Source organism: Streptomyces sp. YS-3 (assembly GCF_045257485.1).
Classification (GTDB): domain Bacteria; phylum Actinomycetota; class Actinomycetes; order Streptomycetales; family Streptomycetaceae; genus Streptomyces.
In genome coordinates, this window is the sequence record NZ_JBJHPC010000138.1 from 1 (window position 1) to 13808 (window position 13808).

The following is a 13808-nucleotide window of genomic DNA, read 5'->3' on the forward strand; positions in this document are numbered from 1 at the left end:
GTCCCGCCCGGTTACTCCGGCTCCTCCACTCCGATCCGTCGCAGCAGCTCCATCAACTGCTCGCGTTCGGCCGCGCTCAGCGGCGCGAGGAGGGTGTCGTTGGCCCGTTCGGCCGCCGCCGCGCAGCGGGTCAGCATCGCCTCGCCCTCCGGAGTGACCGTCACCGCGTTCTTGCGGCGGTCGCGGGGGTCCGGCTCGCGTACGACATAGCCGTCGGCCTGCAGGTCGTTGAGGACGCCGACCAGGTCCTTGGGGTCGAGCGCGATCCGGCGCCCGAGGTCGGCCTGGGCGAGCGGGCCGTGCTCGGAGACGGCCGCCAGCACGGCGTGGTGCCACATCTTGGCGCCCTCGCGCCCGATAGCCCGCGCCACCATGCTCCGGCCCCGGGCGGCCACCCGGCCCAGGACCCAGCTGGGCAGCGTCTGGATGCGCTGGAGGGCGGGGAGGGAGTCGGCGTGTTCGGTCACGTCACCGACCCTACCCTCCAAACCATTGGACTTCCCAACGATTATCCGTTTACCGTTGGGGCCACCAATGAATTGCGTCGGTGAACCATCACATACCGGGAGAGTCCATGCGCCGTGTTCGCTTCGAGGTCAACGGCGGCCCCGAGGTCCTGTTCATCGAGGACGTCGAGGTCCCCGCGCCCGGCCCCGGTGAGCTGCTGATCCGCACCGACGTCATCGGCGTCACCCTGCCCGTCGTCCGCAAGGTGCGCGAGGGAAAGGAGCCGTTCCCGCTCGGCGGCGAGGTCGCGGGCACGGTGGCCGCGGTCGGCGAGGGCGTCACCGCCTTCGCCGTGGGCGAGCGCGTGACAGGGCTCTGCTTCTCGTACGGGTACGCCGAACTGGCCGTCCTGCACGAGTCCATGACCTCCCGCGTCCCCGACCACGCCACCCCCGTCGAGGCTGTCGCGCTCGTCCGCAGCGGTCTGGTGGCACGGGGCGCCCACGAGGCGGCGCGTCCCGGGCCCGGGGAATCGGTGCTGGTGACGGCGGCGGCGAGCGCGGTCGGGCAGCTCGCCCTCCAGCTGGCCCGGGCGGGCGGGGCGAGCCGGGTGGTGGCGGCGGTGAGCTCCGCCGACAAGGCCGCCTTCGTACGGGAGAAGGGCGCCGACGAGGTGGTGCTCTACGGCGACGCGTCCTGGGGCGAGCCGGTCGACGTCGTCCTCGACGGCGTGGGCGGCGAGTTGCTCACCCCGGCGGTGCGGGCGCTCGCCCCCGGTGGCCGGCTGGTCGCCTTCGGCTCGGGCGGCGGCACGGTCGAGGTCTACGACCTGCTCGTCGGCGGGAAGTCTGTGGTCGCCTTCCAGATGGCGATGATCGCGCGCGGCAGGCCCGAGCTGTACGCGGCCTGGCGCGAGGAGCTGTGGGAGCTGCACCGCACCGGGAAGCTGCGCGCGGCCGTCCACGCGGAACTGCCGCTGGAAGAGGCCGCCCACGCGCATCGGCTCATCGAGTCACGGCGCAACCTGGGCAAGGTCGTACTCGTCACCGGCGCCGCGTGACGGCGGCGGACGGCGCCGCCCCTCGGCGCGGGAGGTGGCGGACGCGCTCGCGGCGGCGTCCTGGCGAGCGGCCTCAGCCCGCGTACGTCAGCCGCTTGACCTGGCGCAGCAGAGGGGCGGTCTCGACGTGCCGGACGCCCTCCAGCATGCCGAGCTTCTCGCTGAGGTACGCGTAGAGCCCGGCCGCGTCCCGGCAGATGACCACCGCGACGAGGTTGGCCGGACCGGAGGTGGCACCGGCGAAGGCCACCTCCGGGTGGGCGGCCAGGGCCTCGCCCACCGTGGCCAGCGCCGAGGGGGCCACCGTGATCCACAGCAGCGCCCGGCTGTGGAAGCCGAACCGGGCCGTGTCGAACTCGACGTCGAAGAACACGGCCCCCCAGCGCACCAGCTGGTCCAGGCGCCGCTTGACGGCGGACTCCGAACGCCCGGTGGCCTTCTGGAGCTCGGGGTAGCCCGCCCGGCCGTTGCGGGCCAGCGCGGCGATCAGGGTTTCGTCCGACTCGTCGAGCCGGATCGGCCCGTCCGGGGGCTGCACCGGCTCGGGCAGCAGCGCGGCCCGCTCCTCGGCGGTGAGCGCCGAGTCCTTGGTGAACCAGCCGAGCGGGCCGCCGTAGAAACGGTGGAGCAGCTGGTGGGCGCCGATCTCGACGATGCTCGGAGTGCGCGGCAGCTTGCCGAGCAGCAGTGCCTCGTGGTCCTCGGGCCGGCGTGTCTCGGTCGTGCACACCACCTCGGTGCCGCCCGAGGTCAGCGCGATCCAGGCGGTGTCGGGGCGCCGCGCGAGCGCGGTGGCGATGGAGACGGAGGCGTCCGGGGTGCAGCGCAGCCGCAGCATCCAGCGGGTGTGGCCGAGCCGCTCGGTGTCGCGGGCCCCCACGACACGCAGCTCGCCCTCCGCGTACAGCCTGCGGTAGCGGCGGGCGACGGTCTGGTCGGAGACACCGAGCACGGCGGCGATCCGGCTGAACGGGGCCCGGCCGTCCAGGACGAGCGCGCTCACCAGACGTTGGTCGAGTTCGTCGAACTCGGGTGAATCCATCGGCCTGTGCCCCCATGATGTCGGATTCCTGCGTGATCGGTGAACTGAGTGGAACTTCAGTTCGGTCTCGATCGATCGTACGGGACGACAAACGACTGATCCGGAGGAATGTGATGCGCAAGTGGGGGCCGTTGGTCGCCGTGTGTCTGGGAACGTTCATGCTGCTGCTGGACGTGACCATCGTGACGGTGGCGCTGCCGGACATGGCGAGTTCGCTGGACGCCTCGCTGTCGAGCCTGCAGTGGGTGATCGACGTATACGCGCTGGCGCTGGCCGCGCTGCTGCTCGGCGCCGGTGCGGGCGCTGACCGCGCCGGGCGCCGGAAGTTCTACGCGGCGGGCACGGTGCTCTTCGCGGGCGCCTCCCTCGCCTGCGGCCTCGCGGACGACGCGGGCACGCTGATCGCGATGCGCGCGCTCCAGGGTGTCGGCGCCGCCGCGATGTTCGCGACCACCCTGCCGCTGCTCGGCGCCGCCTACCAGGGCCGTGACCGATCGGTGGCGCTCGGGGTGTGGGGCGCGGTCAACGGCGCCGCCGCGGCGCTCGGCCCGATCCTGGGCGGGCTGCTCACCGAGGGGTTCGGATGGCGGTGGATATTCTTCGTCAACCTTCCGGTGAGCGCCGCCGCGGTGTGGCTGACGCTGCGGGTGGTCCCGGAGTTCAAGAGCCCGGCGGGCGGGCGCCCCGACTGGGCGGGCACGGCCCTGTTCGCGCTCTTCGCCGGAACCCTCACCTACGGGGCGGTGAACGCGGGCTCCGACGGCTGGGGCGCCACCCGCACCCTGCTCTCCTTCGCCGTGGCGGTGGCCGCGCTGCTGGCCTTCGTCCTGGTGGAGAGCCGCACCGAGCATCCGCTGATGGATCTGTCGCTGCTGCGGCGCCCGGCCTTCGTCGGCGTGCTGGTGGCGGCGCTCGCACTGAACTCGGCCGCCTTCGGGGTGCTCCCGTACACCTCGATCTGGCTCCAGACGCTCCTGGGCATGAGCCCGGTGACCGGCGGTCTGGCGCTGGTGCCGCTGGCGCTGGCCTCGTTCGCGACCTCGGCGCTCGGCGGCCGGTTCCTGCACGGTGTCTCGCAGCGGCTGCTGCTCTGCCTCGGGCTGCTGCTCATCGCCGCCGGACTGTTCGGGCAGGCGCTGCTGGACGCGGGCTCGGACTGGACGGCGCTGGTGGCGGGGCTGGTGGTGACCGGTGTCGGCGTCGGCCTGGTCAGCCCGGCGCTCGCCTCGGCCGCGCTCGCGTCGGTGCCGCAGCGCAGCAGCGGTATGGCGACCGGCGCGATGAACACCGTGCGCCAGCTCGGCTACGCGGTCGGCATCGCGGTGTTCGGCACCCTGGCCACCTCCCGGATGGCCGACTCGCTGGACAGCACCTCCGAGGCACGGGCACTGGCGGGCGGCGCGGCCGGGTCGCTGCGCGGCCGGGTCCCGGACGAGGCGCTGCACACCGCCTTCGCCTCGGGGCTGAACGGCGCCGCGGTGGCGGCCGGGGTGCTCGCCGTGGCCGCCGGGCTCGCGGTCTTCGCGCTGGTACGGACGCCGTCGGCCGCGCCTGCGCAGGTACGGACCAACGGCCCGGTGCCGGTAGAGCGGGCGTGACCAGGTCGTACAGATTCCGTGGAGAAAAGACGGCCCGCTCCTGACTCCAGGGTCAGAATGGGGGACGCTCGGGCCGGGCGGGGCCGTTTCCACGGTGCTGACCTGTAGTGATGCCGATCACTGCCGCACTTGACCGTATTCCTTGACGCCCCTCCCCCCGGGACCCCGGGTGGGGTACCGTCACCGGCGCTGTGCGGAGCGCCACAAGGAGCAAGGTATTGCGCGAGTTCACTGTCCCACCCATGGCGACGGCGCCTCACGTCGGCGGGCTCGCGGACGTGGTGTTCGACCATGCCCTGGACGACCCGGACCGGGTCGCGCTGGCCCGCAAGGACGCGGCGGGCCAGTGGGAGGACGTGAGCTCGGCGCGCTTCCGCGACGAGGTGCTGGCGCTCGCCAAGGGGCTGATCGCGGACGGTGTGCGGTTCGGGGACCGGGTCGCGGTGATGTCGAGGACCCGCTACGAGTGGACGCTCTTCGACTTCGCGCTCTGGTCCATCGGCGCCCAGCCGGTGCCCATCTATCCGACCTCCTCCGCCGAGCAGGTCTTCTGGATGCTGCACGACTCCGAGGTCACCGCGTGTGTGGTCGAGCACGAGGACCACGCCATGACCATCGGCTCGGTCGTGGACCGGCTGCCGCACCTCAAACGCCTGTGGCAGCTGGACGCGGGAGCGCTGGCCGAGCTCCTTGCGGCGGGTGAGCAGATCGACGACGACGTGGTGCACCGCCACCGGCGCGCGGTCACCCCCGAGTCGACCGCGACCGTCATCTACACCTCCGGCACCACCGGCCGCCCCAAGGGCTGTGTGATCACCCACGCCAACTTCATGTTCGAGGCGGACACCATGGTCGCCCGCTGGGAGCCGGTCTTCCACTCGCGCCCCGGTGACGAGGCCTCGACGCTGCTCTTCCTGCCGCTGGCGCACGTCTTCGGCCGGATGGTGGAGGTCGCCGCGGTCCGGGGCCGGGTGAAGCTGGGCCACCAGCCCGCGCTGTCCGCCTCCGCGCTCCTGCCCGACCTCCGGTCGCTGCGGCCCACCTTCATCCTGGCGGTCCCGTACATCTTCGAGAAGGTCTTCAACACCGCCCGTCGGCGCGCCGAGGCGGAGGGGAAGAGGAGCGCCTTCGACAAGGCCGTCGACATCGCGGTGAAGTACGCGGAGGCGATGGAGGAGAAGGCGTTCGGGCTGGGCCCGGGGCCCTCGGCGGCGCTGCGGATGCAGCACCAGTTCTTCGAGAAGGTCGTGTACGGCAAGGTCCGCGACGCGATGGGCGGCAGGGTGCGGCACGCGATGTCCGGCGGCTCCAGCATGGGCCGCCGACTCGGGCTGTTCTTCGCCGGAGCCGGGGTGACGATCTACGAGGGGTACGGTCTGACCGAGTCCACGGCCGCCGCCACGGCCAACCCGCCCGAGCGCACCCGGTTCGGGACCGTCGGCCAGCCGGTGCCGGGCACCACCGTGCACATCGCGGAGGACGGCGAGGTGTGGCTCCACGGCGGCCAGGTGTTCTCCGGCTACCTCAACGAGCCCAAGGCGACCGAGCGCGTCCTCAAGGACGGCTGGCTGGCCACCGGTGACATCGGCGCGCTCGACGAGGACGGCTATCTGACCATCACCGGCCGCAAGAAGGAGATCCTGGTGACCTCCGGCGGCAAGAGCGTCTCGCCGGTGGCCCTGGAGGAGCGGGTGCGCGCGCACCCGCTGGTCGCCCAGTGCATCGTCGTCGGGGACGACCGCCCCTACATCGCGGCCCTGGTCACCCTCGACCAGGAGGGCGTCGACCACTGGCTGGCGATGCGCAACAAACCGTCGATGACCCCGTCGGAGCTCGTACGCGACCCCGACCTGGAGACCGAGGTGCGGCGCGCGGTGGTCGCCGCCAACACCCTGGTCTCCACAGCCGAGCAGATCCGTACCTTCCGGATCCTCGCCCATCAGTTCACCGAGGAGCACGGTCTGCTCACCCCGTCGCTGAAGCTCAAGCGGCGGGCCATCGAGGAGGCCTACACGGTGGAGGTGGACGCCCTGTACCGCTGAGCCGTCGCGGTACAGGGCGGGCCGCCCCCTCTCAGCCGGCCGGGGCTCCTCCTCTCCGGCTCACTTGATCTGCACCTTGAAGACCTTGTCCGAGCCGGCGGGCGCGTGGCCGTTGTTGTCGCAGTTGGTGGTCGACAGCCACAGCGCGTCCTCCCCCGGCACCTTGGTGACCGTGCGCAGCCGGCCGTAGGAGCCGACGTAGTACGCGGTCGGTGTGCCCACCGTCTCGGTGTCACCGTTGATCGGGACGCGCCACAGCCGCTCGCCCTTGAGCGCCGCCAGGTAGATGACGTTGCGGACGATGGCGATCCCGCTGGGCGAGGCCTGCGCGACGGGCCAGGACGCCTTCGGGTTGGTCATTCCGGCCGTGGAGCAGGGGCCCTCGCACACCGGCCAGCCGTAGTTGCCGCCCGGCTTGATGAGGTTGAGCTCGTCCTTGGAGCTGTTGCCGAACTCTGCCTCCCACAGCCGGCCGCTCCGGTCGAAGGCCAGGCCCTGCGGGTTGCGGTGGCCGTAGCTGTAGACGTAGGTGCCGAACGGGTTGCCGGGGGCCGGTTTGCCGTCGGTGGTCATCCGCAGGATCTTGCCGTTGAGGGAGGCCTTGTCCTGGGCGAGGTCGGGGGTCTGGGCCTCGCCGGTCGAGACGTACAGATACCCGTCCGGGCCGAAGGCGAGCCGACCGCCGTTGTGGTACTTGCTCTTCTTGATCCCCTTGAGGAGGACGGTGTACTCACCGAGCGAACCGCCGTCGTACGTCATACGCACCACCCGGTTGCCCTCGGCGGCGCTGTGCATGAAGTAGACGCGATGGTTGGTGGCCCACTTCGGGTCCACCGCGACCCCCATCAGACCGCCCTCGCCATCGGTGGTGACCGCGTTGGGCACGGTTCCGACCTGCGTCTTCGTACCGGTGGGGGTCACCTTGAAGACCTTGAAGCTGTCCCGCTCGGTGACCAGGGCGCTGGATCCGTCCGGCATCCAGAAGGTGCCCCACGGGATGGTCCAGCCGCTGGAGAGCGTGCCGATGGAGGACGGCACACCGCCGTCGCTGCGGCAGGCGCCGGTGGTGAAGGTGACCGCGTTGCCGGGCGGCGAGGTGTTGCCGCCGGCGTCCCTGGCGACCACGGTCAGGGTGTACGGGCTGTCGCAGGCGAGCCCGGTCACGGTGACGGCGGTGGCAGGGGGTTTCCCGGTGACGGTCTTGTAGACGCCGGCGCCGCTGCGCACCTCGTAGGCGGTGACCCCCTGGTCGTCGCTGGAGGCGCCCCACTTCAGGTCCGCGCTGTCGGCGGTGACACGGGACGCGGTGAGGGTGCCGGGGGTCGTCGGCGGGGAGGTGTCGGTGCTGGGCCGGGTGGTGCAGTCGGCGGCGGCGCTGGCCGGGGAGACGTTCTGGGCCGCGTCCCGGGCGAACACCGTGAGGTTGTAGGGGGTGTTGGGGCTCAGGCCCGTGAGGGTGTCGGAGGTGAGGTTGCCCGCCACCTCGTCGATCTTGTTGCCGTGTTCGTAGACGTCGTACATCGACACACCCACGTTGTCGCTGGAGGCGCCCCAGCTCAGGGTGAGCGAGTCCTCGGTGACGGCCGAGCAGGTGGGCGCACCGGGTGCGGTGGGTGCCTGACCGTCGCCGCCGGAGGCCTGGACGTCGAGGTAGTCGATGTTGGCGAGGCCCGCCGCGGTGGTGGCGCTGAGCCGGACCTTGTTGGCGCCCGCCCGCACCGGCGCGGAGAGGGTGGAGGTGGTCCAGGTGTCCCAGTCGGCGGTGGCGCCGAAGGCACGGGTGGCGGCGACGGTGGAACCGTTGACCTGGACGTCGGCGGGGCGGTCGGCGGTGGTGCCGTTGGCGTAGCGCACCCCGAGCGCGGCGTTGCCGGCGGCGGGGGCGTCGACGGTGAACTCCACATACGCGCCCACCGCGTTGCCGGAGTTGACGAACCCGGTGCCGGAGTAGCCGGAGTGGTTGGTGTCGACGGTGGAGCCGGCCGAGTAGGCGGCCTTCTCCGCCTCGTAGCGGGTGGGCGCGGCGGAGGCCGAGGGGGGCACCGCCTGCACCAGCGCCGCGCAGAGCAGCAGCACGGCGCCGGCGGCCGTCTTCCTCGCGAGGCCTCGCACGGGCCGTGGGGGTGGAGCGAATCGCATGTGCTGTCCCTTCACCCTCATTGCGGCACCCAGTAGTTGCCGGACGCGACGATCATGGACTGGAGCTGGACGCTCGCTCCGTAGTAGAGCTTGGGGTCCACCTTGGTGCCGACGAGCTTGCCCCACAGCGCGTCGAGCCAGGACTGCGAGCCGGGGTCGGTGAGCGCGGTGACGGCGAAGGGCGCGGTGAACGCCATGTCGTGGCCGTTCTCGAACGCCGAGCCGTTGAGGCGGTAGCCGGTGCCGATCTTGTCCGGGTCACCGCCGGTCTTGGCCCTGATCCAGCTGTTGAGCTTGCGCGCGGAGGCGAGCGAGGCGGCGTCGCCGCTGGTCACCGCGTCCGCGCCGATCCGCCACGGGTCGCGGCAGGCGTTCCAGCCGAAGTCGCCGTCGTGGGAGCTCTCCAAGACCTTGCCCGACGCGGGCTTGGGTGTCTTGTCGGTACCGACGACGAAGTCGGCCAGCAGCCCCGTGGAGCCCGCGTACTTCGACTGCTGGGAGGTGATCAGCTTCTGGTGCGCGCCGCGGATCGTGTCCCAGGCGCGGTCGCCGGTCGCCGTCCGGAAGGCGCGGAAGTGGTCGGTCATCCAGTCCGAGGAGCGGGTGATCCAGTGGTGGGACTCGCCGGAGTCGGACCAGTCACCGAGCAGCATGAGGTGGGTGGTGGGGTTGACCTCGCTCTTCTTGATGGCGGCGATGTGCTTCACCGCCAGCGCCCGGTAGTCGTAGGTGCCACCGCTCCCCCACTGCCGGTCGGCGAGCAGCAGTCCGTACGCCACGTCGAGGTCGCCGTCGGTGGCCGAGTCGGAGCCGTCGACGCTTCTGCAGGAGGAGTCCTGCTCGGCGGCGAGCAGCCCGGAGTTGTTCACCGAGGGGTGGGCCAGGGTGTATTTGACGAGTCCGTCGAAGATCTTCTTCGCGTCGGTGTCCGCCCCGGCCATCAGGGCGGTGACGACCATCCCGTACCCCTGTCCCTCGGCCACATAGGGGTGGTCGGCGTCCGGTGAGAGCACCTGGTACCAGCCGTTGCCGCAGTTCTGTTTCACGAAGGCGGCCTTCCACGCCCGGTAGGTCGCGACGACCTGCTGGTCGAGCGCCGACTGCGCGCCGCTGGGCTTCAGCGTGCCCGCCGCGTAGGGGAACTGGTGGCTGCCGAAGGGGACGGCCGGGCCCGCGTCGGCCGCGGCTGCGGGCTGGGGGGTGGTGAGCGCGCCGGTCAGGAGGGCCGCGACACCGGCGAGGGCGCCTGCCACCGGGAGGCGGCGCCGGACGGTCTGCTGCATGGTCATCTCCGCTCCCTCAGCCGGTGTACTGGACGACGATCTTGGTGAAGGCGTAGGGCGCCTGGGAGACCCCGCTGCACGAGTCCCCGCTGCCGCCGCCCGAGCCGCACTGCCGGTCGCGGTTGACCGACCAGAAGGAGAACCGCGCGATGTGGTGCTGCCGGGCGTAGCCGAGGATGGTCTGGAAGTCGCCGGTGGTGACGGTCTCGCCCGCCTCGTCGGTCCTGCCGTTCATGGAGGACACCCCGATGTGGCGGTAGGCGGTGTCGTCGCCGTAGCCGTACGCGCTCTTCACCGCGGCCTTCAGCCCTTCGAGGGCGCTCACGGTCGCGGAGCCCATGGAGCCGCTGTGACCGCCGAAGTCGAAGGGCATGACCACCCAGCCGTCGTTGGCGAGCCCGGCCGCGGCGCCCTTCTTGATGAGGTCCTTGCCGTTGGCGTCCGGACCGCCGGGCGTGGTCCCCATGGTGACGTAGGTGACGATGCCGGGGTTGGCGTTCTTGACGATCTTGAGTGCGTCGACGACCCGCTTGCGGACCGTCGCGTTGGAGAACTCGGTGTTCTCGATGTCGATGTCCAGCGCCTTGAGGTGGTACGCGTTGATCACCTTCTGGTAGGCACCGGCCAGCGCGGTGGCGCTGGAGCACTTCTCGCCGAGCTTATTGCCGCTCCAGCCGCCGACGGAGACGACGACGTCACCACCCGCGCCCCGGATGGCGTTGATGGCGGACTGGTCCGAGCCGCCGGTGAGCGCCCGGGTGCCGTCCCACTTCGGGTTGCAGCCGCCGTCGGAGAGGACGAACGCGAGGGTGAACCACTTGACGCCGGTGGCGGCCATGACGTCGGTGGGCTTCTGCGGGTTGCCCCAGCCCAGGTACTCGTAGGGGGCGGCGGCCATGGTGCCCGCGGCGAGCGGCGGGGAGGCGACGGCCCTGGATCCGGAGGCGACCAGAGGCAGGACGAGACAGCCGAGGCCGGCGGCGACCGCGGCGGCGCGGCGTCGGGGAGCGGCAGCGTGCATGGGGGGTTCCTTCCGAGGGGGGAGAGTTAGGAAAGCTTCCTAACCAACACTGCATAGAGCAGTGCCTGAAGGGCCTGATGTCAATGGCCCGTACCGCCCCAACTGCCTTGCAGGCAGGGCGGCTTGGGGTGCTTTGGCGGGAGAGCGCCCGGGATCATCCCCGGTCGGGGCGGCCCGGCGCGATGGACGCGGGGTACGCCGAGCCGAGCCAGGACTCGTCGATCCGCAGGCGCTTGTAGCGGGCGGTGTCCGAGGCGGCGGCGTAGGTGCTGGTGACTTCGAGACGGACATGGCGGGTGGTGGTCGCCGGCAGGTCGATGAACGCCACGCCCCGCGCGCTGGGCAGCGTGCCGGACTTCACCGGACTCCCCCAGTGACTCCCGTCCGCGCTGACGTACACCTTGTAGCCCTTGATACGGGCCGACTGCTCGGTGTCCGAGCGGGCGTAACTCACGGAGTCCTCACGCTGGTTGACGCCCAGGTACCGCACCTTCCTGGCCGTGCCGAGGTCGTAGTCGAGCCGGACCGGGAGCGTCCCCGCGTTGTCCCAGTACGTCAGATACCTGCCGTCGGCGGCGGCCGACGCGGGGTGCCCGCTCGCCGAGGCGTCGGCGGTCAGGGTGTAGCCCGAGGCGGGGATGATCCCGGTCCGGCCGGCCGTGGTGACCTTGAAGACGGTGTCGTACGGGTCCCAGCCGCCCAGACCGCTGAGGGTGAGCGTGCCGCCGGACTGGCTGTGGGCGATCGCGGCGCCCGTACGGAGGTTGGTCACCCCGGTCACCCGGTAGCCGTTGTCGCGCAGTTGGAGCGTGGAGGTGCTGGGAGGGGTGAGGACATGGATGTACTGACGGTCGGGATCGGCCCTGCCGACGGTGGTGACGCCGTGGGCCCCGTCGTTCCAGAAGCCGGGCTTGAGCCCGCCGTACAGGTATCCGCCACCCTCGACGCCGTGCAGCGACTCCCAGATGGGGTTCAGATAGCCGTCGGCGAAATCGTTGAAGGAAGCCTGGTTCGACGGGAACTCCCCGTTCACCTGGGCCGTTTCCGCCATGAGGGCTTTCACCGACGACCCGGCGTTGGTGATGAGCCGTCCCAGCGTGAGCCGCTTGTCGACGCTCGGATTCGATCCGTCGTACCACCAGGCGCCGGTGGACGGCAGTTTGAAGTCGGCCTCGGTGAGACGGGGTTGGGCCGTGTAGAGCGCCTGCGGATAGTCGTAGGCGGGGCTCATCCCGGTCTTCTGCTCATTGCTGATCATATCCATGACCGGCGTGTCTTCGTTGTTGTTGCTGAGCGTGAAGGAGGGGCGTCTCTGCTGGATCTGGGTGTAGAGGTGATGGCTCTCCCAGTAGGCGTTGTCGTTGTCGATCCAGAAGCCGCCGAGGTCGGGGTAGCGGTCCATGACCTCGAAGAAGTTGTCGTAGCTGAACTGCCCGAATCCGTCGCGGGTGGTCAGGTCGACACTGCTTCCCTTGTACGAGGAGTAGCCGGCGGAGTCCAGCCACTCATGGCCGCCCTCGTTGTGCCACTGGGGGTCGTCGGTCATGTAGAGGATGGTCTTCAGGCCCTTGGCCTTGGCCGCCGCGATCAGCTCGCCCAGGAAGTCCCGCTCGGTGGAGCAGCTGCCGGGGATCTTCGAGGGCCAGGGCCGCGCGTAGCCGAGGCGGCTGTGGAAGGTGGCGAGGACCAGGTACTGGGCGTGCAGCTTCTGGGCCTCCCTGACCCAGTAGTCGGGTGTCCAGCCGCCACGGGTGACGTCCGCCTCCCAGCCCGAACAGCTGGTGTGCGCGGGCGCGGTCCGCTCGCCCCAGTGCAGGAAGAGCCCGGAGGTGGAGGCGCGCAGGAAGTCCTGGCGCGGGTTCTGGAGGTCGGCCCGTGCGGGTCCTTGGAAGGAGAGCGCGCCGAGCGCGAGCGCCAGGACGAGCAGGATGCGGGCGAGGGCGCCGCCGCCTCTGTTGGTGCCGGTGTTCGTCATCGGTCCGCCCCCAGTTGCTCATTCATGATCAGGAAGGCGCCGAGGCCGTGGAAGTCGTTGGTGGCCCGGGTGCGGGCGACGTAGTAGGCGTAGTCGCCGACGTTGGTGCCGACGGAGATGTCGGTGAGCTCGGTGCGGCCGTCCGCGCCGAGCGAGATCCGGGCGAGGACACCCCGGTAGCCGCGCTGGGCGACGGCTTCGTAGCGCGGGTCGATGTATCCCTGCCGGACCGCACGGTCCAGCGCGTAGGTGAACATGCTGGAGCAGGACGTCTCGGTCCAGTCGTCCGGCCGGGCGCCCTGGTCGACGACCTGGAACCAGCGACCGCTCCGGGGGTCCTGATAGCGCTCCAGAGCGCCCGCGAGGCGGCGCAGATATGTGAGGAGCTCGGCGCGTCGGGGGTGCGCGGCGGGTAGCGCGTCCAGGACGCCGACGCTCGCCATCGCGTACCAGCCGATGGCGCGGCACCAGTGTTCGGGGGCGAGGCCGGTGGACTTGTCGGCCCAGGCCGCGGTGCGCGACTCGTCGTACGCGTGCTTGAGCAGCCCTCCGGCGACCTGCAGATGCCGTCCGTAGACGGCGAGTTGTGCGGCGGCCTCGTCGCCGGCGGACGCGGAGTCGCCGAACTCCTTGCCGTACTCGACGAGGAACGGGTTGACCATGTACACCCCGTCGGCCCACAGCTGATGGGCGCGGCTGCTGGTGTCGGCGTGCCAGAAGCCGCCGTCGGCGGTGCGCGGATAGGTGCTGAGGCGGTCGCGGATCTTCTTGGCGGCGATCCGGTAGCGGTCCTGTCCGGTCTCGTGGTGGAGGATCACGAGCAGACGGCCCGTCTGCATGCTGTCGAGGCTGTTGAAGCTCTGCCCGATTCCGCCCGAGCCGTCCACGAACCGGTCGACATAACTCCTGATATAGGCCAGCAGCTTGGGGTCGTGGGTGCGCCGGTAGACCTGGTACTGGCCGAAGAGGTACAGCCCGACCGGATAGGACCAGCCGCCGATCGATGTGGGGGTGTAGCGGGCCATGGTCGACTGCGTCATGGCGGCCGACCAGTCCACGACGGAACGGGCGTCGTCGCGGGCGTCGGAGCGGGTGCCCGGGCCGGAGGCCGGTCCGTGCGGGGCGGCGGTGGCGGGCGCGGTGGCGGTCAGGCCGCCCGCCGCGAGCGCGGCGGCCAGGGCGGCCGTGAGCAAGCGTGGAG

The 13808-nt window shown here is 71.1% G+C and carries 10 protein-coding genes; 3 read left to right on the forward strand and 7 right to left on the reverse strand.

Going from position 1 to position 13808, the window contains the following annotated elements; all coding sequences use genetic code 11:
* Window positions 1-11: 11 nt before the first annotated feature.
* Complete coding sequence (locus ACJA3G_RS14305; protein ID WP_406553338.1) at window positions 12-467, reverse strand: MarR family winged helix-turn-helix transcriptional regulator; 456 nt, start codon at window positions 465-467, stop codon at window positions 12-14.
* Window positions 468-574: 107 nt separating this feature from the next.
* On the opposite strand from ACJA3G_RS14305, the gene ACJA3G_RS14310 reads away from it, so the two are divergent.
* Entirely contained in the window at window positions 575-1507 is a 933-nt protein-coding gene (locus ACJA3G_RS14310; protein WP_406553339.1) for a zinc-binding alcohol dehydrogenase family protein, read from the forward strand.
* A gap of 73 nt (window positions 1508-1580) precedes the next feature.
* On the opposite strand, the gene ACJA3G_RS14315 is transcribed toward ACJA3G_RS14310, so the two are convergent.
* Window positions 1581-2549, reverse strand: a complete 969-nt coding sequence (locus ACJA3G_RS14315; RefSeq protein ID WP_406553340.1) for an Lrp/AsnC family transcriptional regulator — start codon at window positions 2547-2549, stop codon at window positions 1581-1583.
* Window positions 2550-2662: 113 nt separating this feature from the next.
* On the opposite strand from ACJA3G_RS14315, the gene ACJA3G_RS14320 reads away from it, so the two are divergent.
* Window positions 2663-4147: an MFS transporter gene (locus ACJA3G_RS14320; protein WP_406553341.1), complete on the forward strand. Its 1485-nt coding sequence runs from the start codon at window positions 2663-2665 to the stop codon at window positions 4145-4147.
* Window positions 4148-4389: 242 nt separating this feature from the next.
* The gene (locus ACJA3G_RS14325; RefSeq protein WP_406553342.1) at window positions 4390-6189 is read left to right on the forward strand and encodes an AMP-dependent synthetase/ligase; all 1800 of its coding nucleotides are present in this window, start codon (window positions 4390-4392) and stop codon (window positions 6187-6189) included.
* 60 nt (window positions 6190-6249) lie between these two features.
* Here ACJA3G_RS14325 and ACJA3G_RS14330 read toward each other — a convergent pair whose 3' ends face one another.
* The 5 genes from ACJA3G_RS14330 to ACJA3G_RS14350 all read right to left on the reverse strand — a co-directional run bounded on the left by ACJA3G_RS14330 (window position 6250) and on the right by ACJA3G_RS14350 (window position 13800).
* Window positions 6250-8301, reverse strand: a complete 2052-nt coding sequence (locus tag ACJA3G_RS14330; RefSeq protein WP_406553343.1) for a PQQ-dependent sugar dehydrogenase — start codon at window positions 8299-8301, stop codon at window positions 6250-6252.
* A 44-nt stretch (window positions 8302-8345) separates the two neighbouring features.
* Window positions 8346-9617 carry a glycosyl hydrolase family 8 gene (locus ACJA3G_RS14335; protein WP_406553344.1) on the reverse strand — a complete coding sequence of 424 codons (1272 nt, stop codon included), beginning with the start codon at window positions 9615-9617 and terminating at the stop codon, window positions 8346-8348.
* A gap of 10 nt (window positions 9618-9627) precedes the next feature.
* Window positions 9628-10632 carry a chitinase gene (locus ACJA3G_RS14340; RefSeq protein WP_406553345.1) on the reverse strand — a complete coding sequence of 335 codons (1005 nt, stop codon included), beginning with the start codon at window positions 10630-10632 and terminating at the stop codon, window positions 9628-9630.
* 154 nt (window positions 10633-10786) lie between these two features.
* Entirely contained in the window at window positions 10787-12607 is a 1821-nt protein-coding gene (locus ACJA3G_RS14345) for a discoidin domain-containing protein (RefSeq protein WP_406553346.1), read from the reverse strand.
* The gene (locus ACJA3G_RS14350; protein WP_406553347.1) at window positions 12604-13800 is read right to left on the reverse strand and encodes a glycoside hydrolase family 105 protein; all 1197 of its coding nucleotides are present in this window, start codon (window positions 13798-13800) and stop codon (window positions 12604-12606) included. Before ACJA3G_RS14350 ends, ACJA3G_RS14345 begins: the two co-directional genes overlap by 4 nt.
* Between the last annotated feature and the right edge of the window lie 8 nt (window positions 13801-13808).